General features: G+C 32.8%; 20 protein-coding genes and 1 pseudogene. 11 read left to right on the top strand and 10 right to left on the bottom strand.

The window, feature by feature from the left end:
- Nucleotides 1-136 precede the first annotated feature (136 nt).
- From P5P89_RS00830 to P5P89_RS00815, 4 genes are all read left to right on the top strand, one after another.
- Complete coding sequence (locus tag P5P89_RS00830; protein ID WP_278010315.1) at nucleotides 137-1,300, top strand: alpha/beta hydrolase-fold protein; 1,164 nt, start codon at nucleotides 137-139, stop codon at nucleotides 1,298-1,300.
- Nucleotides 1,301-1,365: 65 nt separating this feature from the next.
- Entirely contained in the window at nucleotides 1,366-3,549 is a 2,184-nt protein-coding gene (locus P5P89_RS00825; RefSeq protein ID WP_278010314.1) for a TonB-dependent receptor family protein, read from the top strand.
- Between the two features lie 206 nt (nucleotides 3,550-3,755).
- The gene (locus tag P5P89_RS00820) at nucleotides 3,756-4,859 is read left to right on the top strand and encodes a fatty acid desaturase family protein (RefSeq protein WP_278010313.1); all 1,104 of its coding nucleotides are present in this window, start codon (nucleotides 3,756-3,758) and stop codon (nucleotides 4,857-4,859) included.
- A gap of 46 nt (nucleotides 4,860-4,905) precedes the next feature.
- On the top strand, nucleotides 4,906-5,568 hold the full coding sequence (locus tag P5P89_RS00815; protein ID WP_223680497.1) for a M15 family metallopeptidase: 663 nt from the start codon (nucleotides 4,906-4,908) through the stop codon (nucleotides 5,566-5,568).
- 3 nt (nucleotides 5,569-5,571) lie between these two features.
- Here the strand turns inward: P5P89_RS00815 and P5P89_RS00810 are convergent, their stop codons facing one another.
- The 8 genes and pseudogenes from P5P89_RS00810 to tsaD all read right to left on the bottom strand — a co-directional run bounded on the left by P5P89_RS00810 (nucleotide 5,572) and on the right by tsaD (nucleotide 12,540).
- The gene (locus P5P89_RS00810; protein WP_278010312.1) at nucleotides 5,572-6,135 is read right to left on the bottom strand and encodes a hypothetical protein; all 564 of its coding nucleotides are present in this window, start codon (nucleotides 6,133-6,135) and stop codon (nucleotides 5,572-5,574) included.
- 2 nt (nucleotides 6,136-6,137) lie between these two features.
- Nucleotides 6,138-7,322, bottom strand: a complete 1,185-nt coding sequence (locus P5P89_RS00805; protein ID WP_278010311.1) for a THUMP-like domain-containing protein — start codon at nucleotides 7,320-7,322, stop codon at nucleotides 6,138-6,140.
- A 2-nt stretch (nucleotides 7,323-7,324) separates the two neighbouring features.
- Nucleotides 7,325-8,416, bottom strand: coding sequence for an AI-2E family transporter (locus P5P89_RS00800; protein WP_278010310.1), 1,092 nt, complete (start codon nucleotides 8,414-8,416; stop codon nucleotides 7,325-7,327).
- A 107-nt stretch (nucleotides 8,417-8,523) separates the two neighbouring features.
- Entirely contained in the window at nucleotides 8,524-9,483 is a 960-nt protein-coding gene (locus tag P5P89_RS00795; RefSeq protein WP_278010309.1) for a zinc metalloprotease, read from the bottom strand.
- Between the two features lie 156 nt (nucleotides 9,484-9,639).
- Entirely contained in the window at nucleotides 9,640-10,134 is a 495-nt protein-coding gene (locus P5P89_RS00790; RefSeq protein WP_278010308.1) for a TrmH family RNA methyltransferase, read from the bottom strand.
- A gap of 10 nt (nucleotides 10,135-10,144) precedes the next feature.
- Nucleotides 10,145-10,783, bottom strand: a complete 639-nt coding sequence (locus P5P89_RS00785; protein WP_278010307.1) for a DUF4159 domain-containing protein — start codon at nucleotides 10,781-10,783, stop codon at nucleotides 10,145-10,147.
- Between the two features lie 17 nt (nucleotides 10,784-10,800).
- Nucleotides 10,801-11,515 (bottom strand): annotated as a pseudogene (locus P5P89_RS00780) (16S rRNA (uracil(1498)-N(3))-methyltransferase).
- 2 nt (nucleotides 11,516-11,517) lie between these two features.
- Nucleotides 11,518-12,540, bottom strand: a complete 1,023-nt coding sequence (tsaD, locus tag P5P89_RS00775) for a tRNA (adenosine(37)-N6)-threonylcarbamoyltransferase complex transferase subunit TsaD (RefSeq protein WP_278010306.1) — start codon at nucleotides 12,538-12,540, stop codon at nucleotides 11,518-11,520.
- 191 nt (nucleotides 12,541-12,731) lie between these two features.
- Here tsaD and P5P89_RS00770 point away from each other — a divergent pair, with 191 nt between their 5' ends.
- The 5 genes from P5P89_RS00770 (at nucleotide 12,732) to P5P89_RS00750 (ending at nucleotide 20,900) form a co-directional block, all read left to right on the top strand.
- Nucleotides 12,732-17,228 (top strand): translocation/assembly module TamB domain-containing protein, encoded by a 4,497-nt coding sequence (locus tag P5P89_RS00770; protein WP_278010305.1) that lies wholly within the window; start codon nucleotides 12,732-12,734, stop codon nucleotides 17,226-17,228.
- A gap of 248 nt (nucleotides 17,229-17,476) precedes the next feature.
- Complete coding sequence (pfkA, locus tag P5P89_RS00765) at nucleotides 17,477-18,463, top strand: 6-phosphofructokinase (protein WP_278010304.1); 987 nt, start codon at nucleotides 17,477-17,479, stop codon at nucleotides 18,461-18,463.
- A 72-nt stretch (nucleotides 18,464-18,535) separates the two neighbouring features.
- Nucleotides 18,536-19,540 carry a type I glyceraldehyde-3-phosphate dehydrogenase gene (gene gap, locus P5P89_RS00760; RefSeq protein ID WP_278010303.1) on the top strand — a complete coding sequence of 335 codons (1,005 nt, stop codon included), beginning with the start codon at nucleotides 18,536-18,538 and terminating at the stop codon, nucleotides 19,538-19,540.
- A gap of 124 nt (nucleotides 19,541-19,664) precedes the next feature.
- The gene (locus tag P5P89_RS00755; RefSeq protein ID WP_269236644.1) at nucleotides 19,665-20,516 is read left to right on the top strand and encodes an N-acetylglucosamine kinase; all 852 of its coding nucleotides are present in this window, start codon (nucleotides 19,665-19,667) and stop codon (nucleotides 20,514-20,516) included.
- Nucleotides 20,517-20,525: 9 nt separating this feature from the next.
- Nucleotides 20,526-20,900, top strand: a complete 375-nt coding sequence (locus tag P5P89_RS00750) for a methylglyoxal synthase (protein WP_278010302.1) — start codon at nucleotides 20,526-20,528, stop codon at nucleotides 20,898-20,900.
- Here P5P89_RS00750 and P5P89_RS00745 read toward each other — a convergent pair.
- Nucleotides 20,881-21,261, bottom strand: coding sequence for a RidA family protein (locus P5P89_RS00745; protein ID WP_278010301.1), 381 nt, complete (start codon nucleotides 21,259-21,261; stop codon nucleotides 20,881-20,883). The two genes, P5P89_RS00750 and P5P89_RS00745, sit on opposite strands and share 20 nt — an antisense overlap.
- Nucleotides 21,262-21,289: 28 nt before the next feature.
- Nucleotides 21,290-24,004, bottom strand: a complete 2,715-nt coding sequence (locus P5P89_RS00740; RefSeq protein ID WP_278010300.1) for a putative LPS assembly protein LptD — start codon at nucleotides 24,002-24,004, stop codon at nucleotides 21,290-21,292.
- Nucleotides 24,005-24,085: 81 nt separating this feature from the next.
- Between P5P89_RS00740 and P5P89_RS00735 the strand changes: the two genes are divergently transcribed.
- Together P5P89_RS00735 and P5P89_RS00730 are read left to right on the top strand one after the other, a co-directional pair.
- Entirely contained in the window at nucleotides 24,086-25,216 is a 1,131-nt protein-coding gene (locus P5P89_RS00735; protein ID WP_278010299.1) for an N-acetylmuramoyl-L-alanine amidase family protein, read from the top strand.
- A gap of 51 nt (nucleotides 25,217-25,267) precedes the next feature.
- The gene (locus tag P5P89_RS00730) at nucleotides 25,268-26,233 is read left to right on the top strand and encodes an MlaD family protein (protein ID WP_278010298.1); all 966 of its coding nucleotides are present in this window, start codon (nucleotides 25,268-25,270) and stop codon (nucleotides 26,231-26,233) included.

Genomic DNA, 26,233 nt, shown 5'->3' with positions numbered 1-26,233 from the left:
ATTATTAGCGGAATAGCTAATATTTCATCAGCACTATTCTTTTAATTCAAAAAAGAATTTTATCGAAAGTGGCAATACTTTTTAGCTTACTGATTTGTCTGTAAAAAAAATAAATTTAAACTTTAAAAAACTAAAAATGAAAAATAATCTTATTATAGTCCCTATAATTTTCTGCCTATATTTTCAATCAGTTTTGGGGCAGGAAACAAAAATAACGGAAGATTTTAAGCCTTCATCAGTCAATCAGCCTGAAAAGAAATTTCCTCAGGTTAATTCTCAGGGTAGGGTTCGTGCCAGTATTGCTGCTCCAAACGCAAATAAAGTTCAGCTTGATCTGGGTGGTGTTAAGTATGATCTGGTAAAAGATGCCAATGGCGTATGGACAGGGGATTCTAATCCGCAGGATGAAGGATTTCATTATTATCAGCTAAATATAGACGGGGCTTCTGTTCCGGATCCGGGAACCTTATATTTCTATGGTGCCGGCCGATTAGGAAGCGGAATAGAAATTCCTGCGAAAGATCAGGAATTTTTTTCGCTGAAAAATGTGCCTCATGGTCTTGTCAGTGAAAATATTTACTTCTCAAAACTAACAAATTCATTTAGACGCTGTTTTATTTATACACCACCTGGTTACAATGAAAACATTAAAACACGTTATCCGGTTCTTTATCTACAACACGGAAGTTTTGAGGATGAAACAGGGTGGGCTTCCCAGGGCAAAGCAAATTTAATTTTAGACAATCTGATTGCTGCAAAACAAGCAAATCCTATGATTATGGTTATGGATAATGGATATGCTTATAAACCACAAAATAGTCAGCAAGACAAAAAAGAAAAAATGTTATCTGTATTCGAAGAGGTACTAATCACAGAAGTAATTTCAATGATTGATGCAAAGTTTCGAACTATCTCAAATCGCGAAAACAGGGCAATTGCCGGCCTTTCTATGGGTGCAAATCAAACGATGAGAATTATGATGAACCATCTGGATACTTTTTCTCAATACGGCGGATTTAGCGGTACGTCAAATTATCCTAATACAGATGCAATTGATGTTTCTACATTTTTAGACGGAAAATATAAAGACGGCAATGCTCTCAATAAAAAAATAAAACTTTTTTGGTTAGGCTTAGGTACTAAAGAACCTGTTCCTTTCCCAAAATCTGTTGGCGCATTCCGGGCGATGTTAGATCAGCAAAAAATTAAATATGTATATTATCAATCCCCTGAAACAGCTCATGAATGGCTTACATGGCGAAGATGTTTATACCAATTTGCTTCAAAATTGTTCAGGTAAAATTTGATATCAAATAATTACGCAATTTTAGTTTTGTGTTACTGAAAAAAATCAGGATTATAATTATGAAGAGTTTTTTATTCATCACGGGAATTTTGGCTAATGTAACTGTTGCGTTTGGACAAACAGCAAATGACACAGTAAAAACGCACCATCTTGCTCCTGTAACAATTGAAGGCAATAAAACAGCACAAGATATTCAACGGCTCGAACCCATTCAAGGAACTTATATTTTCTCAGGAAGAAAAACGGAAGTGATTGATATGACACAAAAAAATGCTGCCATAACCGAAAAATATGGCCGGCAGATTTTTGCGAAAATTCCCGGAGTATTCGTTTATGATATGGACGGGACAGGCAATCAGTTAAATATTTCTACCCGCGGACTTGACCCTCATCGGAGTTGGGAATTCAATATACGTAAAGATGGGATTATTACTAACTCTGATATGTACGGCTATCCGGCCAGTCATTACAATATTCCTATGGAAGGGGTAGATCGTATTGAATTAGTCAGAGGAACAGGGTCGCTTCAATATGGTGCACAGTTTGGTGGTATGCTTAACTACGTGAGCAAACAGCCGGACACGATTAAAAAAATTACTTTTGAAACGATAAATACATTAGGATCATACGGTTTGGTAAGCACTTACAACAGTATATCTGGTAAAATAGGCAAGTTTCGGTATTCCGCATGGATAAATGGTAAGTGGATAACAGGTTACAGGGAAAACAGTGATTCGAGTTTTGATGCTCAGGGCGTATCTCTTTTTTATGATGCTACAAAAGATATAAGCTTTAAATTAGAATGGACACATTCAAACTATATTACACACATACCAGGACCGTTGACTGATAATATGTTTATGGACAATCCAAAAATGTCAACACGCTCAAGGAATTATTATCAGCCAAATATTCACGTTCCTTCTTTAACAGCTGATTGGAACATCGCTTCTTCAACAAAACTGCGATTCACAACTTCGGCTGTTCTGGGAGAAAGAAATAGTGTGATGTTTGACAAACCCGCCAACGTTACTGACGAGATTGTGCCTGCTACCCTTGAATATAATAACAGACAAGTTGATATTGACCATTTTAATAGTTATACAACAGAGTTGAGGGTACTTCAGTCTTATAAATTCCTAAATAAAACCAGTTCAATTGCGGCAGGAGTACAATATATGAATAATGACTTGCACCGACAGCAGCAAGGCAAAGGAACAACGGGAACTGATTTTGATTTATCGCTTGTATCACCAGGCTGGGGCAGAGACCTGCACTTTAAAACGAGCAATATTGCATTTTTTGTAGAGAATAGATGGCTGCTTACCAGACGATTCTCCTTAAACACAGGAGTTAGAATAGAAAACGGTGAAACCAATATGACTGGTATTATTAATAATTATTCAGACACGGAACTGCCAAATAAAATCAAGCATAGCTTTCCTTTGTTTGGTGTAAGCACACAATACGACATAACAGGCGATATCAATATTTATGCAGGGTGGTCACAAGCTTACCGCCCTGTTATTTTCAAAGACATCATTCCACAATCTGTTTATGAAGTAAGTGACAAAAACTTAAAAGACGCTTACGGATATAATACAGAATTTGGTTTTAGGGGAAAATATAAATTTCTTAAATGGGATGTTACGGCATTCTGCGTGCAATATAACAATCGTATGGGAACGCTTGCACAAACTGACACAGATGACAATCTGATTATTTTCAGGACCAACATTGGTGACTCACGAACTAAAGGGATTGAATTCTTTTTACAAGGAGACTTTTCTTTAGGTAAGAAAACCAGTTTATCCCTTTTTACATCTACTTCTTTCATGGATGCGCGGTATCAGGATGCTACAATACGATCAGGCAATAGTAATGTAAGCATTAGAGGGAACAAAGTTGAAAGTGTTCCTAAATGGATTTCAAGAAACGGGATTACTGTAAATTATGATTTAGTTAGTTTATCGGCATTATACAGTTATACTTATGAGAGTTTTGCGGATGCACTTAATACTACTGTCCCGTCTGCAAGTGGCGCAGTGGGATTAGTACCAGCATATCAGCTGCTTGATTTAAATCTTGCAGTCAGAATTACAGAAAAAATAAAGTTTCAATTTAATATTAACGATGTCTTGGATGAACACTATTTTACCAAGCGACCACAATTTTATCCTGGGCCGGGTATATGGCCATCAGACGGAAGAACTTTTTCCGGAACTCTATCGATAAAAATATGACAAAATCCCAAAATGGCCTACACCATTGTGAACTGACTCTAAGTCGATTTGTTGTTATATCTGTACAAAAATGCCTTTACCAGTTTTCATCTCTTCTTTAAAGTAAATTAATTTTTAGGTAAATTTTATTGATGTAAAGTATTGTTTATGTGTGCTTTAACTTTTTTTTATTAAATTTGATATAAGAATTTAGGTCGATAATCATTATGGAAAAGTTAAAACGCCCGGTTTATTTAAAACCTGATACTGATGATTTTTTTAAAAAGATTCGAAAAGAAGTTAATGAAACTGTTTTACAGAACTCATCTTTATACCTATTAAATGTCATAAAGTCTCTGGGACTTGTCATTTCCTTCTTTTTATTTTATGCCTGTATTCTCTGCTTTGGAAACAGTACTCCTTTATTATTTTTATTTTATATTTTGTGTGGGGTTACGATGATTGTACTGTTTATCAATGCATTTCACGATGCTGCACACGGAGCATTGTTTAAAAAGCAAAAGCATAATCAGTGGTTTATGTATGTTTTGGAGCTTTTTGGAAGTAATCACTGGCTTTGGACCCGCCGTCATATTAATCTTCATCATGCTTATCCCAACATTCCTGATTGGGATGTTGATATAAGGCAAAGTGATATCATCAGAATATTTCCTAACAGCCCTTTATTTAATTATCATAAATATCAGCATATCTATATGTGGCTTATTTATCCATTGTACAGTCTCAATTGGATTTATATAAGGGACTTTAAAGATTTTTTTGGTAAAAAAGATAATTACGTAAAAAAAATAGTAGATAAAATTCCAGTAACAGAGGTTTACTTGTTATTTGCAGCAAAATTGGTTAATCTTTTTTATTTGCTTTTCCTTCCGATGTTTTTGTTAGACCAACCCTGGTACATGGTTTTACTTGCATGGATTGCAATGCATATGTGCGGAAGTGCTCTTGGTGTTGTGGCACTCGTTTCGACTCATGTTGATGAAGATGCACAGTTTCCTGTTGCAGATGATGAAGGGAATCTTTCTGCTACCTGGGCTTTGCATCAGATGATCGTGACTAAAGATTTTAGTACCAACAGTAAATTAGCTAACTTTTTGTATGGAGGTTTTACTCATCACGTGGCACATCATCTTTTTCCTGGTGTTGGACATACTTACTATCCTTACATAACCCCTATAATAAAGCGATATGCTAAAGAATATAATCTTCCTTATACTTCTTATCCATTTTATCATGCTGTAAGGTCCCATTTCCGAATGCTTAAGAATAAAGGAATAAAAGAAAATATTATGATGGCAGGAGAGATATAAAAAAAATGTTTTGTTTATATTTACCTAAACACAGTGAATTTTTACAATGAAGTCAACAGTACAGGTAATTTCATATTCAAACTTTTTGTTTTTTTTAGTTTCTTTTTTTTGGATAATTTCTTCAAGCGCTCAGAATGAGGTATATGAAGATGTCTCTCTGACTGATACTACTTTCGTCAATTTAAAGGATTACAGTAAAGATTTTATCTACGATATGAAATATGCTACTGAGGATAATTTTTTAAAAGCAAAAGTGTATGATTGTGCCGAATGTTTTTTGCGTTTAAAGACTGTTCAGGCTCTGATAGAAGCCAACAAGGATTTTATAAAGAAAGGCTATAAAATTAAACTTTATGACTGCTACAGACCATTATCTATTCAGAACAAAATGTGGCAGATAGTTTCAAATCCGGAGTATGTGGCAGATCCAAAAAAAGGCTCCATCCATAACAGAGGAGGAGCCGTTGATATTTCTTTGGTTGATTCTAAAGGTAAAGAAGTTGATATGGGAACTCCCTTTGATTTTTTTGGGATTCAGGCAAGTCATAATTATACTAAACTTTCTAAAGAAGTATTATCGAATAGAAAATTCCTTAAAAAAGTAATGATTAAAAATGGCTTTAATTCTTTTGATTCAGAATGGTGGCATTATAATTTAAAAACAGGTTTAAAAGATAAGGTTTCTAATCAAAAATGGGATTGCGAATAATAATTATTCCACACATCTGATATTTTCCATAAAATAAGTAGCAGGCTTGTATGTTTTTCCGTTCATCTCTGATGTAATTTCACCTCTTATGATATAATCTTCGGTTGCCGTTAAATATTTAATTCGCATAATGGTTACAGGCGATTTCTTCAGTTCTTCATAATTATCTTTCATAAACATAAAAATACCGGTATTGATCCGGTTATTAAAATCTTTATCATGAAGGAGGGTTCCGCAATTTTCCTGATTGACATGTAGCAATGTAACAACTTTACCATTCTGTAATTGTAAAAATACTTTTGAGTTTTTATCAAAACAATTTGCTTTTATAAAATCCTTGCTTTTTTGGATCAATTGTAAGTTTAAAGTTGGCAAACCGTCAGTTTGTGCCAAAGAAAAAAAGATATAATCAAAAGTGTTTCCAAAGTATTTTTCACTTACCAGGTATTCATTTGTAACTTTATAAGTACCAATTGAATCTGTTACGTTTGTACTGTATTCGCAAGGTTTTTGGGCAAATGTGCTATAAGTTAACAGAAAAAAAGCTAGTGTAATTAAGTATTTCATTTTTAAGTTATTTTTCTGCAAATTAAAACTATTTTACTATTATTTTTATCAGTTGTAAAAAAACAATACAAATTCCCTCCATTTTTTATTTTCCATTTTTTTCGAATGTTTTCTACTGTGTCAGGAAAATTACGTGTTGTAACATTTGACTGTTGATTTAAAAGTGCTGTTTTCATATCATTTTTGCTATATGAAATTACTTTCTCGATCTCAAAAGTTCGTCCCGGAAAATCAATTAATTCATCTGAAGTATATAAATGGGAATTTTTGTGTAGTTTATTTATTTCGAATGAATTGCTAACTTCATCAAATCCTCCTGACTTCATAATGGCCGAATTAGGCTCATACAGAAACTTTTGAGGTAAATGGTAGGATGGATACTCAAATTTACCCATAACAAATTCGAAAGTTTCAGTTTTATCCTTTAAAAGATTAGCTGTTTTTATAGTAATGTCACCAGAATAGTGATTGTGTATTTCAAAAAGCAATTCTTTTACTTCGTTTTCCAACGCTATAACATGGATGTTTTTTACAAATTTCAATTCAGATAATCCTGCAGATATATCTAACAATGGTGCGGTTTTAATTAAAATTGAATCCGTTTTTTCGAAGTAAAAATCCAGTGATTCCGGAACATTTGGCAAACAGTCTTTCAGCATAAAAACCTTGCCTTTAGCATCATTTCTTCGGGAAGGATCAATGTAAATCCAGTCCCACTTAAAGCCTGGTTCAGATTCATTTAAAATATTTGCAGAATCATCTGCATAGCAAAAACAATTTTTGATATTTAATTGTTCAAAGTTATGTTTTACAATTGCAGATAAATCTTTGTTTATTTCGCAGTGCGCAACAACTTTGAATTTTTTAGAAAAATAATAATCATCGACTCCAAAACCACCAGTCAGATCTATTAATGTGTTTCCTGTAATTAAAGAAGCTTTGTAGGCAGCAGTTTTTTCTGAAGAGGTCTGCTCAATAGAAATTTTACTCGGATAAATGATTTTGTCAGTTGAAAACCAGATTGGTAATTTTTCTTTTGCTTTAGTCCTGGCTTCAATCTGATTTAAAATTAAAATCCAGTCAACTTCAGGAAACGGGTTTTTCTGAAGTGCTAATTTTGTTACATCTGCTCCAGTATTTTGAATTATAAATTTCTGTATATCTGGATGCAAAATAGAGGTATTCAAAGCTAAATTCTTTCGGTTAATACGGACACAATTTTATTGTCAGGAAAAAATTCTTTTAGAATTACTTTAATCATTGTAAATGCCGGAACTGCTATTATCATACCCACAATTCCAAATGTGATTCCGCTGATCAGGATTATCAAGAATATTTCTAACGGGTGCGAATTTACGCTTTTTGATGAAATTATAGGTTGGCTAATATTATTGTCAATCGCTTGTACTATCAAAAAGCCTATAATTACATAGATTGTTTTTGGTACTATTTCAGATTGAAAATCCTGACCAATCATACTGATCATCGTTAAAATTCCCGCCAATGTTGTCCCGATAATTGGCCCTAAATATGGAATTATGTTTAGAATTGCGCATAAAAAAGCAATGACAAAAGCGTTTTCATTTCCAAATATTAGCAATACAATTAAATACAGGACAAATACCACAATTAATTGTAACAGCAAACCAATAAAATAGCGTGTTAATAAGTGGTTTATTTTTGTGATAGAATTCAGAATTTTATCTTCATTTGAATCAGGAAGTACTCTTCTGGCCTGATTTTTAAAAATATCCTGATCTTTAATAAAAAAGAAAGTGATAAAGAAAACAGAAACCAATCCCATTCCCATATCGGCCATGAAATTAATAATTGAATTGATAAATCCGGTAAAATAACTAAAATCCAATACCGAAGTAAGTTTAGAGTCTTTTATAATTTTATTTAAGTCAATATGCTGAATATTAAAGTAATCTTCAAGATGTTTCTCAGTTTCTATGAATTTTGTTTGAAGTTGAGCTGTATCTAATAGCGCCAAATTATTTGCCTGTGAAATAATTAAAGGAACAAACAGAAGTATAAAACCCACAATCAGAAATATAAAAAAGACGATAGTTGTTGTTGCCGCCATCGAATTACTAAACTTCAGTTTATTTTTTAAAAATAAAACTAAAGGATTTGCAATTAAACACAATAGTAAAGAAATGCATAAGTAGACAATTACGGTTTGTATTTCGTATAAAAAGTATAAAACAAGACCAATTATTAAGATTGTGGCTAAGGCTCTTAAAATACCGTTCGAAATAGTTTTTGATGTTACCATGTTTAATATTTAGACTATAAATGTAGTAAAACCATTTTTAAAATTTAGTCCTTAAATCAAAAAAGCGGGATTATTAATCCCGCTTTAAGTGTTGTTTTTGCCAATAATTATTGAGCAAATGAAGCTCTTGCTCCTCCCGTTGTAAATATGGCTGATATTCGGGTTTTTTGTCCATTTGTAAACATATACATAGCATTATCATTGGTGTAATCCATGTAATTCATTGTCATTTCTACAGGATTTCCGGCACATGTGCTATAATGAGGATAAGCCGGTACACCATAATTTTCTTCATTATGGGTTGGTGTGTCAGCTACTAAATCGCTTCCGCAAGTTGCATCTCCCCAAATGTGACGTAAATTCATCCAGTGACCTACTTCGTGAGTACCTGTTCTTCCTAAATTAAATGGAGCATTAGCTGCACCAGATAAACCAAAATAGCGGTAATCAATTACGACTCCATCTGTTGATGATGGTCCTCCCGGAAATTGTGCGTATCCCAAAATATCATTACCAATCACACATGACCATAAATTAAGCTTGGTTGTAGGTGATGTTGGTGCCAGACCGCCCTGAGCAGTTTTTTTCATGGCGTCATTTGTACCCCAGGATGTTTTTGTTGTAGATTTTCTAATGACCTGATCTAAAACGAATGTAATTCCGATATTCGCTTTTACACCAGAAAAGAGTGCCGGAACATTATTATAATCTGAATTCAGGGCGTTAAAGTCTTTGTTAAGAACATCAATTTGCGATTGAATCTGTGCATCAGAAATGTTCTGTGCAGTGGTTCTGTATAATACATTTACTACCACAGGAATTTCGATTTTACCGTTTACTAAACGACCTGTAAATTTATCTAAGGAATGTTTAGCAGTAAAAGCTTCAATTTCATTCATTTTAAGAGCTAATGCGGGGTTAGCTTTTAATTGTCCTTCTAAAACTTCTTGCGACGCACAGCCACGTCTTGAAGCTACATTTAAATCAGGATCTGAAGATTCTGTCTTATCATTTTGACAAGAAAACAGCATTATAGCTGTAACGGCGGAAAAAAGAATTTTTTTCATAATAAAGGGGTTTTGTTATAAAATGATTAATTAGTTAAATTCTTACACAATTTTATAACAAAAAATATAATTGTCAAAATTTTTATAACAATTTGTTCGCCAGAATATTATAAACCCTTATGTAGTCTACTTCTTATAAAAATGTTAAATATTAATTTAAGAAGTTAATTCGTACAAAGCTATACTTGTTGCCTGAACAACATTCATGCTGCTGTTTTTTCCAAACATCGTAATATGGACAATTTGATTTGAAATTTTTAACAGATTGCTAGAAATTCCATCAATTTCACTGCCTATCAAAAGTGCTATTTTTTTATCATCAGGAATTATGATTTCTTTTAAAGGCTTGCTTTTATGTGTAATTTCTAAAGCAATAATTTCAAATTGATTTTCAAGTAGATAATCAATTAATTCATCTGTCTCTTCAATAACAGTATGAGGAACACGAAGATGTGTACTTCTTGAAGTTTTATTTATTTTTCTGGGATTTAACGGAATATCTTTTCCTGAAAAAATGATTTTTTCAATCCCAAAAGCTTCACTAATTCTAAAAAGAGAACCGATATTTTGCTGAAAGTAGATATGATCGCAAACGAGGGTTATGGGAAATGTTTTACTTTCAAATTGATTTTCTTCGTGAGTAAGCTGCACTTTATATAGATTAATTGGTGAAAATATAATTGATGATGTTGGCACCCATTTTTAATGCCTTTTGGCGTACTTCGGCCGGATCATTATTTACTTCTGGATCTTCCCAGCCGTCACCAAGATCACATTCGTAAGTATACAGTAAAACCAGCTTGTTTTCTACAAAAATCCCAAAAGCCTGAGGTCTTTTAGCATCGTGTTCATGAATTTTTGGCAGCCCGTTCGGAAAAGGAAAAGGTTTTTGAAAAATAGCATGATTAGCCGGAATCTCAACTAAATTATTATTTGGAAATATTTTTTTTATTTCTTTTCTAATATATTGATCCATCCCGTAATTATCATCAATATGCAGGAAACCGCCTCCGTTTAGGTAGTTTCTAAGATTTGTTATATCAGCATCACTAAAAACAACATTTCCATGTCCCGTCATGTGTACAAAAGGGTAAGAGAGCAAATCAGGATTTCCTGGTTCTACTGTTGAGGGTTTTGCTTTTATTTGAGTATAAATGGTGGAATTACAAAACCTAATTAAGTTTGGCAGTGAAGTAGGATTTGCGTACCAGTCTCCGCCGCCACTATATTTTAATAAGGCAATTTCTTGTGCAAAAGAAGAAATAGAAGCCAATAAAAACAGACACAATATTTTTTTCATATCAATTTTAAAGTCGGTTAATTTGATTTTTCATTGAAAAACACAACACTATGGCATGCGACAACTGCAGCGGTTTCAGTGCGTAAACGCGTATTTCCTAATGTAACGGGCTGGAACTTATTTTCAACCGCCAAGGCAATTTCTTTTTCAGAAAAATCGCCCTCGGGACCAATCAAAAGGGTTATATTTTTGTTTGGCTTTAATAATTCCTTCAGCGACTTTTTTATCTGTTTCCTCACAATGGGCAATGAACTGTAATCCTTCGTTTTTTTGTTTGATGAATTCTTTAAAAGAAATTGCTTCGTTTAATTTTGGCAAAAACGTTTCATTTGATTGTTTCATTGCTGAAAGAATGATTTTCTCAAATCGTTCCTTATTAATAACCTTTCTTTCAGACCGGTCGCAGATAATTGGTGTGATTTCCTGAATTCCGATTTCGGTTGCTTTTTCTAAAAACCATTCAAATCGGTCATTCATTTTGGTTGGTGCCACCGCAAGATGTAAATAAAATTTTGGTTGAGGTGATTTTTGTATGGAGCGAACTTCTACAATACATTTGTTATCTGAAGCGAGCGTAATTTCGGTTTCAAATAATAATCCCAAGCCATTTGTAACATGAAGGATATCTGAATCTTTTTTTCGTAAAACTTTAATGATATGACGGCTTTCTTCTTTGTCGAAAGAAAAAGTTTCAGTTGTCTCGTCTATATCCGGATTGTAAAATAACTGCATAACTAAAATTGAATTCGTGCTTTAGAAACAACAGCTGAGGTTTCAAAACGGCCTGATAAATATTTTTGATATCCTACAATTCCTATCATTGCAGCATTATCTGTTGTATATTCAAATTTAGGAATAAACGTTTTCCAGCCATATTTGCCTTCACTTTCTTTCAAACGGGTTCTGATTCCTGAATTAGCAGAAACACCTCCGCCGATAGCAATTTGTTTAATCCCGGTTTCTTTTACCGCTAATTTTAATTTATCCATCAAAATTTCAATAATTGTATATTGAATTGATGCACAAATATCATTCAGGTTTTCTTCAATAAAATTTGGATTTTCCTGTTTGTTCTTCTGGATAAAATATAAAATGGCTGTTTTTAGACCAGAGAAACTAAAATCTAAACCGGGAACTTTTGGTTTTGTAAACTGAAAAGCTTTTGGGTTGCCTTCTTTGGCATATTTATCAATCAAAGGACCGCCAGGATAAGGAAGTCCAAGAATTTTGGCACTTTTATCAAAAGCTTCCCCAACAGCATCATCCGTAGTTTCACCAATGATTTCCATATCAAAAAAGCCATTCACTTTTACAATTTGGGTATGCCCCCCACTAATGGTTAGCGCTAAAAACGGAAACTCCGGTTTGTCGAATCCTTCTTCATCAATAAAATGCGCCAAAATATGAGCATGCATGTGATTTACAGCAATCAATGGGATTTTTAAAGCCAGCGACAATGACTTGCTAAAAGAACTTCCAACCAATAAAGAACCCATTAAACCAGGACCTTGTGTAAAAGCAATAGCTGTTAATTGTTCTTTTTGTATATTAGCTTTGCATAATGCGGCATCAATTACAGGTACAATATTTTGTTGATGTGCCCTCGAAGCGAGTTCAGGAACAACACCCCCATATTGATTGTGAATTAACTGATTTGCCACAACATTTGAGAGTACTTTGTCGTTATGTAAAACCGCGGCAGCAGTATCATCGCAGGAACTTTCAATGGCAAGAATAAAAACCTCTGAATTTTGCATATAAAGGCACAAATTTTGAATTATATTTGACAAATCAAATTTTTAACTTTGTTTAATCGTAAAAGGAGGAGCCAAAATTAAAGAATTTTTATCAAAACAGCCGTTGTTTGTCTGTTCAAAAATAAATTTAAAGAAAACTAAAAATAAAAGCAGTTATTAAAAAAGTAAAGAAAATAATATCCAGAACCCTTATGGGGTTAGTTTTACTCGTTTTGGTAATTGCTATTACTTTGTCTTTGCCATTCGTGCAAACAAAAATTGCCCATTACATTGCGGATAGGCTTAATACTGATTTTAAAACGAATATCAGTATCGAAAAGGTGGCAATTAATGCTTTTGGAGGCGTTAAACTTAAAAAAGTACTAATTTTAGACCATCACAAAAAAACGTTAATCTACTCCGACATTATTACCACAGATGTGTTAAGCGTAACGAGATTAATTGATGGTGATTTAATTTTTGGCGATGTTCGTTTGACAGGATTAATTTTTAACCTGAAAACATATAAAAACGAAGATGAAAATAATATTAATGTTTTTATACGATTATTTGAATCAGGAAAGCCTACAAAATCAAGCAAACATTTTCTTTTAACAGCAAAAAATGCTTACATATCGCAAGGTTCATTTTCTGCAGTTGACGAAAACAAAAAGACTCCAAAGATTATAGATTTTAAAAACCTGAATACTTATATCAGTGAATTTAAAATATACGGTTCTGAAATTAATACAAATATCCACAGATTTTCTTTTCTGGACCATAGAGGTCTTTATGTTTCAAATTTAAGTTCAAAATTCAGTTACAGCAAAAAACAAATAAAGCTTGAAAATTTAGCCATTACTACTAAAAGATCGACTATTTATGGGAAAGCTATTTTAAATTATCAAGTAAAAGATTTCTTGGAATTTACTGACAAAGTTAGGTTTGATGTAGTGTTAGACTCAGCTTCATTGGCTTCAAATGATATTCGTTATTTTTATGGAGGATTAGGTAAAAATCAGCATTTTAAAGTAAAAACTACAATACAGGGGCCACTGAATAACCTTAATTTAAAAAAGCTAAGATTAAGTGATACAAACGGGACAAGAATTATTGGAAATATCAATTTTAAAAATCTTTTAGGAAGCAAATCCCAAAAATTTTCGATGGATGGTAAATTTGATAAACTCATTACCAGCTATGATAATTTAGTCGTTTTGCTGCCAGATGTTTTAGGTAAAAAGCTTCCTAAAGAATTAAAAAGAATTGGTAAAGTTAATATAGTTGGAGCTATAAAAGTATCAACCACAGATTTAGAATCAAAATTTAAAATGGCTAGCGATCTTGGTAATGGAGAAATCGACCTGCATATGAATAATATTGATTTTATAGATAAAGCTTCTTATTCAGGAAATATTATTCTTAATGATTTTGATCTGGGAACCTTATTGCAAAGGAAAGATATAGGTAAAACGACTCTAAACCTAAATGTTGATGGTATAGGGTTCTCTAAGAAATATTTAAATACAATTGTAAAAGGGGATATCGTAAAACTCGATTATAACAAATACACTTACAATAATATTGTTGTAAATGGCAATTTTAAACTACCATATTATAAAGGCCAGATTTCTATTAACGATCCTAATTTAAACCTGACATTTGATGGTTTAGTTGATTTAAGTAAACGGGAAAATAAATATGATTTTCATATTAATATCGAAAATTCAGATTTGAGAAAACTGAAATTCGTTAATGATTCAATTTCCAGTTTTACAGGTGATGCAATTGTACAGGTTAGTGGGAATTCTCTGCAAAGTTTACATGGAAATATTTTTATAAAAAATGCTGTTTATCAAAATCCAAAATCAACATATGCTTTTGATGAAATAACTGTAAATTCAAGTTTCGATTCAGACAATTTGCGTACTATAACTGTTAATTCAAATGATGTTGTAAATGGAAAAATTGTTGGTAAATTTCAATTTGACCAATTAGACAAATTGGTTATGAATTCTGTCGGAAGTCTTTATACGAATTATAAACCTTACAAAGTTAAAAAAGGTCAGTTCCTGCGTTTTAATTTCCATGTGTACAATAAAGTGGTTGAAATGTTGTACCCGGATATTGAAATTGATTCGAGTACTGTAATGCGCGGTAAAATCGATTCTGATAAACAAGAATTTAAGTTCAGGTTCAATTCACAAAAAATTACAGCTTCAAAAAATACATTCGATAATATTCGCATTAATATTGACAATAAGAATCCGCTCTATAATGCTTTTATCGAACTGGACAGTATTAAAACTCCTTATTATAAAGTTCGCGATTTTAATTTAATTAATGTAACATCAAAAGACACTTTGTTTGTTCGTTCTGAATTTAAAGGTGGAAGCAAAGGAGAGGATTATTTTAATCTGAATCTTTATCATACAATAGATAAAAATAAAAACAACGTAGTTGGGATCCATAAGTCAGAAATGAAATTTAAGGACTATTTATGGTATTTGAATGAAGATGAAGAAGATGATAATCAGGTAGTTTTTGATAAAAAATTTAAAAATTTCAACATTGACAACATTATATTGTCACATGAAAATCAAAAAATAGATTTAAACGGAGTTATAAAAGGAACAGATTATAAAGACCTTGTTCTGAATTTTGAAGATGTAGATATCAATAAAATTACTCCTTTAAATAAAAAATTTGTTGTTAACGGTAAATTAAACGGAAATATAAATTTTAAGCAGAATAAAAATATCTATCAGCCTACTGCTAGCATTGAAATTGATAATCTAAATTTGAATAAGATAGATTTAGGGACTTTAAAGTTTGATATCTCGGGAGATGAAACATTTAAAAAATTCACTATAAATTCTTCTATTCAGAATAATTTTGCCGAATCCTTCAAAGCCGAAGGGAATTTTTCTATTCAAAACAAAGAAACTTTATTAGACTTAAAGTTAAAGCTTGATAAATTTAATCTGGCTGCTTTGAGTACAATTGGTGGAGATGTTTTGTCTAATATACGAGGTACAGTATCCGGAAATGCTGCAATAGCAGGTAATCTTAAAAAGCCTGAAATTAATGGAAGACTTTATGTTGAAAAAGCAGGGATGACAGTTACTTATCTTAATACAGATTATGAATTAAACAATAGAACTGTAGTAGATTTAACTGATGAAAAGTTTCTATTTAGGAATAATCAGCTGACGGACACCAAATTTGGAACAAAAGGCCTGTTAAACGGAAGTATAGAGCATAAGAATTTTGGAGACTGGAAATTAGATTTAACTATAACTTCAAAGCGACTACTGGCATTAGATACAAAAGATAGTGATGATGCTGCCTATTTTGGAACAGCTTTTATAAATGGTACTGCAAGTATAAAAGGGCCAACTGAGGCATTGTTTATTAAAGTAGATGCAAAATCTGAGAAAGGAACTGAGATAAAAATTCCAATCAGCAATGTTCAAAGTGTTGGAGAAAAAAGTTTTATACATTTTATAACAGCTAAGGAAAAGTATAATTTAGCAAATGGTATTGTCGAAAAGACAAAAAACTATAATGGTCTCGAATTAGAATTTGATTTTGATATTACACCAGATGCGGAAATTGAAGTGATTTTAGACAGGGATTCCGGACATGGGATGAAAGGGAAAGGATATGGGTCCTTACTGTTTAAAATTAATACGCTTGGTAAGTTTAATATGTGGGGGGATTTTCAGGCTTATGAAGGAACTTATAATTTTAAATACGGCGGATTAATTGATAAAAAATTTGCCGTTAGAAAAGGTGGTTCAATTATTTGGGAAGGAAACCCTATGAGAGCACAATTAAATTTAGAAGCTGTATACAGAACAATAGCTAATCCTGCAGTATTATTGGAAAACTCTTCATTTAATAAAAAGGTTCCTGTTGAAGTAGTTATTGGTTTAAGAGGCGATTTAGCCAGTCCGGAACCTAATTTTGATATTCAGTTTCCTTCTGTAAGTAGTGTTTTAAAGTCAGAAATACAATATAAACTGGATGATAAAGACATTCGTCAGACCCAGGCTTTATATTTATTATCAACGGGTTCTTTTATGAGCACGGATGGTTTTAGCCAGGGAGATTTATCAGGAACATTTGCTGAAACTGCTTCCAGTTTATTAGGGGATATAATTAAATCAGACAATGATAAAATTAATGTTGGCTTTAATTATGTTTCTGCGGACAGGCGTATAGGACAGGAAGCTGATGGTCAGGTAGTAGCAACAGTATCATCACAAATTAATGAACGCATTACTATTAATGGAAAAGTTGGTGTGCCTGTAGGAGGTATAAATGAATCGGCAATAGTAGGAGATATTGAAGTACAATATCGTATTAATGAAGACGGTACAGCTAATTTGCGTTTGTTCAATAAGGAAAATGACCTTAGCTACGTAGGCCAGGGTATTGGCTACACGCAGGGCGTAGGTATTAGTTATGAAGTAGATTTTGATACTTTTAGCGAATTAGTTAATAAGATTTTTAAGAAGAATAAATTAGGAAAAACAAGTAAAGGCTCAAATGATATACAGGATTCTAATCTAAATCCTGATTACATCAATTTTACTAATGCTAAAAAAGAAGCGGAAAAGGACAAAAGGAAGCCTGAAAAAAAGGATGAAAAACAAGAGAAAAAGAATAACAATGAAGGATTAATTCCGGATAATGATTATTAAACAGAATTTAAATTTTATAGATTTGTTCATGATTATCATAAAATAGATTTTTATAACACTTCATTTGCTGATTGTTAATTTTGCATTTTTAATTAAAAAATGGCACTTTTATTATTTTAAATGAATTTTTAACTATAGAAAAACTTATTAACCGAAAACGTTTGAATTAAGTTTTTTTACTAATTTATTATAATCATCAACTGGAAAGTGATCAATGTTTGCTAATTTTACACTTTAATACTTAAATAATGCCAAAAACAATAAAAAAAGTAGGTGTTCTTACTTCAGGAGGAGATTCGCCAGGAATGAATGCCGCTATTCGATCAGTAGTTCGAACGTGCGCTTATCATAATATAGAATGTTTAGGAATTTATAGAGGGTATCAGGGAATGATTGAAGGAGACTTCAAAGAAATGGGACCCCGAAGTGTAAATAACATTGTAAACAAAGGAGGCACGATTTTAAAATCGGCGCGCTCACTTGAATTTAGAACACCTGAGGGTAGAAAAAAGGCACACGATAATCTTGTAAAAGCCGGAGTTGATGCTTTGGTGGTTATTGGAGGAGACGGAAGCTTCACCGGAGGGTTAATTTTTAATTCTGAATATGGTTTTCCTGTAATGGGAATTCCAGGTACAATTGATAATGACATTTTTGGAACAAGTCATACTTTAGGTTATGATACTGCTTTAAATACCGTTGTAGATTGTATAGATAAAATTAGGGATACCGCCAGTTCACATAACCGTCTGTTTTTTGTAGAAGTTATGGGTAGGGATGCAGGTCATATTGCTCTTAATGCAGGTATTGGTGCAGGAGCAGAGGAAATTCTTATTCCTGAAGAAGATTTAGGGCTTGACAGGCTTTTAGACTCTCTTCAAAAAAGTAAAGCTTCAGGAAAATCATCAAGTATCGTAGTTATTGCCGAAGGTGATAAAATTGGTAAAAACGTATTCGAATTAAAAGATTATGTAGAGGCTAATTTACCAGAATATGATGTGCGTGTTTCAGTTCTTGGGCACATGCAGAGAGGTGGTTCTCCATCATGTTTTGATCGTGTTTTAGCAAGCCGTTTAGGAGTAAAAGCCGTAGAGTCATTAATAGATGGTAAATCAAATTACATGGTGGGTCTGCAACAGGACAAAGTGACTTTAACGCCACTGGAACAGGCAATTAAAGGGAAATCTGAAATTGATATGGAGTTACTAAGGGTATCTGATATCATGTCAACATAAAAAGAAACGAAGTTTATAGTGAGAAATTAAACTTTAAATCAGTTAAATAAAAACAAAACAAAATCGAGTAAAATGTCAAAAGTAAAATTAGGAATAAACGGATTTGGACGTATTGGAAGAATCGTTTTTAGAGAATCTTTCAATAGAGATAATGTAGAAGTTGTTGCAATCAATGATTTATTAGATGTAGATCATTTAGCTTATTTATTAAAATATGATTCAGTACACGGTCGTTTCGACGGAACTGTAGAAGTTAAAGAAGGAAAACTTTACGTAAACGGAAGAAATATCCGTATTACTGCAGAAAGAAATCCAGCTGACTTAAAATGGAATGAGGTTGATGTTGATGTAGTAGCAGAATGTACTGGTATCTTTACAACTATCGAAACTGCAAGTGAGCACTTAAAAGGTGGTGCTAAAAAAGTAATCATTTCTGCTCCTTCAGCTGATGCTCCAATGTTTGTAATGGGAGTTAACCACGAAACTGCTAAAGCTTCTGATGTAGTTGTTTCTAATGCTTCTTGTACTACCAACTGTTTAGCGCCTTTAGCTAAAGTAATCAATGATAACTTCGGTATTGTTGAAGGTTTAATGACAACTGTTCACGCAACTACTTCAACTCAAATGACAGCTGACGGACCTTCAAGAAAAGACTGGAGAGGTGGACGTGCAGCCGCAATAAACATTATTCCTTCTTCAACAGGTGCTGCTAAAGCTGTTGGAAAAGTTATTCCTGAATTGAACGGAAAATTAACAGGTATGGCTTTCCGTGTTCCTACAGCAGACGTTTCTACAGTAGATTTAACTGTAAAAGTAGCTAAAGAAACTTCTTATGAAGAAATTATGGCTGTGTTGAAAAAAGCTTCTGAAAATGAATTGAAAGGTATCTTAGGATATACTGAAGACGCTGTTGTTTCTCAGGATTTTATTTCTGACAAAAGAACTTCTATTATCGATGCTACTGCAGGAATTGGTTTAAATTCAACTTTCTTCAAATTAGTATCTTGGTACGATAATGAGTACGGATATTCTAGTAAATTAATTGATTTATCTGTGCATATCGCAGGTTTAAAATAATATATTATGAAGTGAGAAAATCCCGTTATTTTTAAATAACGGGATTTCTTATTTTGTAATGTCTTTAATTAATGTGAAAAACACACTTTTAATTGAAGAAACTAAACTAAAAAACTAAACTAACATGAAATTAATAGTTGATAGTGGATCTACCAAAGCTGATTGGATTGCAATTGATGATAGTGGAAAAGTGTTATTCACAACACAAACTTTAGGGCTAAATCCGGAGATCCTTGATGGTCCGGAGATAATTGAAAGAGTAAATGATCGTTTTGATATTTCACAGAACAGAAAAGAAGCTACTCATTTATTTTTTTATGGTGCAGGCTGTGGTACTGACAGAATGAAACTGTCTTTATCACAGGTGTTTCAGGGATATTTTGAAAACGCTATTGTAGAAGTTCAGGAAGATACTTATGCTGCAGTATATGCTACTACACCTAAGGGAGAAGAAGCAATTGTCAGTATTTTAGGTACAGGATCTAATTGCAGTTATTTTGATGGAAAAGTGTTGCATCAAAAGGTGCAATCATTAGGTTATATTGTAATGGATGATTGCAGTGGAAATGTTTTTGGAAAAGAACTGATCAGAAAGTATTATTTCAATAAAATGCCTAAAGAACTGGCTGTTGAGTTTGAAAAAGAATACGATGTGGATCCTGATTTTATTAAAAATAAATTATATAAAGAACCAAACCCAAATGCCTATTTAGCAACTTTTGCTAAATTTCTTATTCAGCATAAAGATTCCGATTTTTGCAGAAAAATCATTTTTAAAGGAATGAAATCTTTCGTTAAAAATTATATCAAACAATATGATAATTGCCAGGAAGTTCCCGTTCATTTTGTTGGATCTATAGCTTTTTATTTAAAGGATGAGCTGCAGGAGATATTTGATAAATATGAACTTAAATTAGGAAATGTTTTAAGACGTCCAATCGACGGGCTTATTGCATATCACGTTGCTAATAAATAAAGAATTAGAATGGAAATTGCAATTATTGCACATGACGGTAAAAAAGCAGATTTAATTAATTTTTTAATTAAAAATACCGAGGTTCTGCAAAAGGAGAATATAAGTTTAATTGGTACAGGCACAACCGGAGGAAAAGCGGAAGCAGCAGGTTTTAAAACAAGACGAATGCTCTCTGGACCTTTGGGTGGTGATGCGCAAATAGCCGGAAGAGTAGCAGAAGGCTTAACGCATATGGTTTTCTTTTTTAAGGATCCTTTGTCTAGCCATCCACATGAGGCAGATATTAATATGCTAATCAGGGTTTGTGATGTGCATAATGTGCCGCTGGCAACTAATGAAGCAACGGCACAATTATTATTAGATGCTATTGCACTGCAATTATAGAAATCTCAACATTTACATTTTTTGGCAAACATGCCACCTGAACCGTTTCACGTGCTGGAGCGGTTTTTTCATTAAAATAAGATCCGTAAACAGAATTGATTGCTGAAAAATTATTCATATCCATTATGAAAATAGTGGCTTTTACAACATTTTCAAAAGTCATTTCTGCAGCTTCTAAAATAGCAGCAATATTTTGCATAACCTGATGGGTTTCATCATGGATGTTAGCAGTAACAAGTTCTCCTGTAGTTGGATTTAGAGCTATTTGACCTGAAGCATACAAAGTGTTTCCTGATAATATAGCCTGGTTATATGGTCCGATTGGAGCTGGTGCCTTTTCCGTAAAAATTACTTTTTTCATATCAAAATATTAAGTTTTTTATTGAAGATTATCGGTTTAAAGTACTTCGTTTGTTCCATTTGATGTCACTAAGCATTCCTGATTTTATTCCAATAAAGAAATTCCAGTTTGAATATGCCCCAAGAGGTGTCCAGTTAAAAGACATTCTCCAGCTTAGCAAATCTCTTTCAAAACGCAATTGTGTAAAAGTAACCCCTTTTTGTACAAAATCATAACCGCTTGATATTCCGCCTTTCCATTTGGGTGTAATGTCCATATTTGCAGAAACCATGATGGAATTTCCTGTAATCTTATTTTCTCTTTGAGCATTTGAATAAGTTAAAGAATAAGCCATAGTCATATCCCAGGGAAGTTTTGAATTAAAGAACTCAGTAATTACATTCTCAGATTCTTCTTCAGAAAATTGACTTTTTCTTGTGTCATTCAAATCCGTGTTTGTGCCAAATAAATCGTCACTACGTCCTCCGTTTCGCTCGCTTTGTTTGTTTTCTTCTTTTTTGTCATTTTTGTTTGAAAACGAATAATTAAGTGTCATGTTAGCACTTGTCATTCGAAATAAACTTCCTCCATTGTTAATGTTGAATACATTAATTTGTTGCCCTGAGTTATCGATAGCATACGGATTTAAAGTCGCGGCAAAATTGACATTCATCTTGTTTTCAAAAAGCTGAGTTCCTCCACTCACGCGTACAGGCTCAAGGGCAAATGTTGTCTTTCCGTCAGCATTGAAATTATAACTGGTGCTGAAATTCAGATTATTTAAAAGCATGACCTTCTTAGGTTCTGTTTTAGTGCTGTCTTTGTCTGTTACTTTAGCTTCAAAAGTATTACTTAAATCAAAACCTATTATGTTAGAATTTGATTTGCCAGGCTGTCCGTAAACGCCATTTTCAAATCGGGTGTAATCCTTGTAGGTTGTACCAGTGGCATCTATTGCATAAGTGTCATAATATTTTTCAAAACTTGGTGTGTAGGAGTAGGAAAATGACGGACGCATAACATGGCGTATAGCTTGTATTTTCTTTGTGTCGCCAAATTTGAAAGTACCATAAATTGTAGTCCCTAAACTTGAACTGAAGTTATAAGTTCTAAAAGCATCAAAACCATTAACTGTTTGGTCAACAACCTTATTTAAATCCTCGTCATAAGATTTTTTAATTGTTTTTGTTACCCAGGTTTCCTGATAGTTTGTAGAGGCACTAGCACTAAAATACTTGAATATTTTAAAATTGGTGCTAAGCGGGATACTGTGCTGCATTCCGATTTGTGCATCCCTAAACATTTGTGGTTTGAAAAATAATGAATCAGTAGTTACAAAACTATTTTTACCGCTCAGATTGTATTGTAAATTGATATTTTTGATTAATCCTTTTTTTGCACCATCTTTTCCAACAAAAGGATATATACGATCAATGCTTCCTTGCAAGGATGGCAATGTCATATTGATTTGTTCTGTTTGTGTGTTTTGAGAATGTGTTGCTGTTAAAGCAATACGTGCTTGCGGAATTGTATTAAAAGTTTTATTCCAGGAAATAGAAGAACTAAGAGTGTTGTTTAAATTTGAACCAATATTAGCCTGATTAATAGATTGCTTAAAATATTTACTGCTTCCCATATTAACAGAGGCAGAAAAACTTGAATTTGGATTAGACTTTGAGTCTTTTGAATGTGACCACTGTAAGTTGTAGATGTTTTGTTTGGAATAATCAGGATAGCCTCTCTCACTTGAAATTAAATTCTCAAACCTAAAATTGACGTTTCCTCTATACTTGTATCTTTTGGCATAAGAAGATTCAAAACGCATGGCATAACTTCCGTTTGTGTAATAATCTCCTAAAACCGTTAAGTCGTAATTGTCACTCAAGGCAAAGTAATAACCTCCATTTTGCAGCGAAAACCCTCTTGTGTTAGAATCATTATAACTTGGTATGATGACTCCTGAAACACTTTTTTCCTGGCTCATCGGAAAATAGGCATAAGGCAATGCAATAGGAGTAGGTACATCTGCAATCACCATATTAGTCAATCCGACCACTACTTTTTTTCCGGGAACAAATTTTACTCTGCTGGTTCTAAAATAATATTCAGGGTTGTCAACATCTGTAGAGGTAGTAAAACGTGCTCCTTTTAAAAAGTAAACAGAGTCATTTTCTTTCTTGGTTATTTGTGCTTTTATTTTAAATTCTCCCTGTTCTGTTCTTGAATTATAAATTAAAGCTTTTTTAGTTTTGAAATTAAAACGAATTGAATCTGGCTGAACCTCATTAGAACCCTGTTTGAAATTCGGATATTGTATCAAAACACCTGCAGAATCTTTTATTCTTCCGGCATATACTTCATCTTTATCATAATTAAGGACAATAATACCCGATTTTAGTTCTATATCCTTATAATACAATTCAGCCTCATCGTAGAGTGTAAGTGTTTTGTTTTTCTGATCGATTTTCTGATAACCTTTTGCAGTACGTTTCACTATTCCGTCTAAAAAAGCTTTTTTCGGTTTTATACTGTCTGTTTTAATTGTATCTGTAGCCGTTTTTGTAGTATCTGTGACAGCTTTTTTAGTCTTATCTGTTTGTCTTGCAGAAGGTACCTGGGATTTTTTAGTCTTTTTTTCTTGTGAATATAAATTACCACATCCTACACTTAGGAAAAATGATAATAAAACGATATTAAATAAGTTTGTGTGCAAAGGTTTAAATGCTATTTTTGTAAAAGTATGGCTTGTTTTTTGACATGTCAAACTTACATATAATTTTTTGGCAAAAATAATCAATTGTAAAAATTATAGCTTTGCATTTTATTAAAATTAACTTTTGGATTTATGAATGTTTTTAACAAAACTAAACTACTATTTATTTCTTTTCTAACGATAACGTCTTTTTGTGCTTACTCTCAGTCGAATGTTTTTAAAGTAACACTTGATGCAGGACACGGAGATCACGATTTCGGGGCCGTTTATAGTGGTCGTATTGAAAAAAATATTGCTTTGGCTATTGTACTTAAAGTTGGAAAAATATTAGAAGCTAGTCCGAATGTTCAGGTTATTTATACCCGAAAAACAGATGTTTTTATAGATTTGGTTGAAAGGGCGAATATTGCAAACAGAGCCAACTCCAATATTTTTGTTTCGATACACTGTAATGCAAATAAAAATACAGCTGCAGATGGAACAGAAACTTATGTAATGGGTTTAAGTAAAGTTGCCTCGAATCTTGAAGCTGCGAAAAAAGAGAACTCGGTTATTACTTTAGAAAAAGATTATAAACGTAAGTATGAGGGCTTTGATCCTAATTCCCCTGAATCGATGACTGCAATGATGCTTATGCAGGAAGAATATCTTGATAATAGTATTTCGTTAGCCAGCAAAATTGAGGACAATTTTGAAAAATTAGGAAAAAAGCTTCGTCACGGAGGTGTAAAGCAAGCTCCTTTCATGGTGCTGCATAAAGCTTATATGCCAAGAGTTTTAGTTGAAACTGGTTTTGTATCTAATCCTACTGAAGGAGATATTTTAAATTCAGAAGCTGGTCAAAACGATATTGCAGAAGCTATTGCTCAGGCAATTTTAAGTTATAAAAGGGAATATTTTGGCACAGGAGCCCCGGAAATAAATGAAGTTAAACCTGCAAAAGATACTTCTGTTCCTGCAAAGCCAAAGACAGTTGAAGCCGCTCCAAAGGTTGTTAAAGATTCTCCTAAAGGAACTTTATTTAAAGTGCAGCTTATTGCAAGTATAAAAAAAACGCCATTAGAGCCTAAAAACTTCAAAGGTCTGAAAAACATAACCATGATTTATGAAAATAATATTTATAAATATTTCTATCAGGAAACTTCAGATTACGAAATGGCTAAAAAATACCTGCAAGAAGCTAAGAGTAAAGGATATGGTGCTTCATTTTTAGTAGCAACGAGAAATGGGGAAAAAATCAATATTCAGGACGCTATCAAATAATACTGATAAGTTCGAATATTTATATTATTTTTGTATTAAACACTTACAATTTTGAAACTAACAAGAGAAATCAAAACGGCTATATTAGTCATCGCGTCAATTCTATTATTTATTTGGGGATATAGTTTTTTAAAAGGCAGGGATCTTTTTACTAACTACAAAACATTATACGTGGAATATGATAATGTTGAGGATTTGGCACAATCAGCTCCCGTAACTTTAAACGGACTTGGAATTGGTAAAGTAAATAAAATAACAATTAATGAAACAACAGGGAAGTTATTGGTAGAACTTCAGTTAAAAACTGATTTTCCAATTTCTAAAACCAGTAAAGCGTCACTGTATTCACCGAGTTTGATTGGAGGAAAACAAATTAAAATTATTCCAAATTTAGCTGATAAAATTCCTGCAGAGGATGGACAGACCCTTGAGTCAACAGTTGAGTTAGGATTAACGGAGTCTTTAGGAGGTAAAATTGAACCGATTCAACACAAATTAGATCTAATGCTTGCGAACATTAATACGCTGGTTTCGGGCTTAAACAATGTTTTGGATAAAAAAGGTCAGGAGGATTTAAAAAAGTCATTGTCAGAATTGAGTGAGACTATGGAACAGTTTCACAGAGCTTCGGGAAGCCTGAATTCTATTTTGGATACTAATAAAGGGCAGATTAACGGAATTGTGACAAATTTTAATAAAATGTCAGGTAATTTCAATAAATTATCAGATTCTTTAAACAAGGCTGATTTAGGTAAAACGGTTAGGAACTTAAACCAGACATTGGCAAAAGTTGATGGCATTATGAGTAATTTGAACTCAGGTAAAGGAACCGCAGGTAAATTACTAAATGATGATGCATTGTATAATAATTTGTCTAAAACTTCAAAAGAATTAGAATTATTGCTACAGGATGTGCGTCTTAATCCAACACGTTACGTAAATGTTTCTGTTTTTGGAAAGAAAAACAAACCTTATGTAGCTCCCAAAGAAGAGGAAAATCCGACGAATAATAAATAA

The sequence above is a fragment of the Flavobacterium gyeonganense genome (assembly GCF_029625295.1).
GTDB lineage: Bacteria > Bacteroidota > Bacteroidia > Flavobacteriales > Flavobacteriaceae > Flavobacterium > Flavobacterium gyeonganense.
This window is presented reverse-complemented; position numbering and strand designations above follow the sequence as displayed.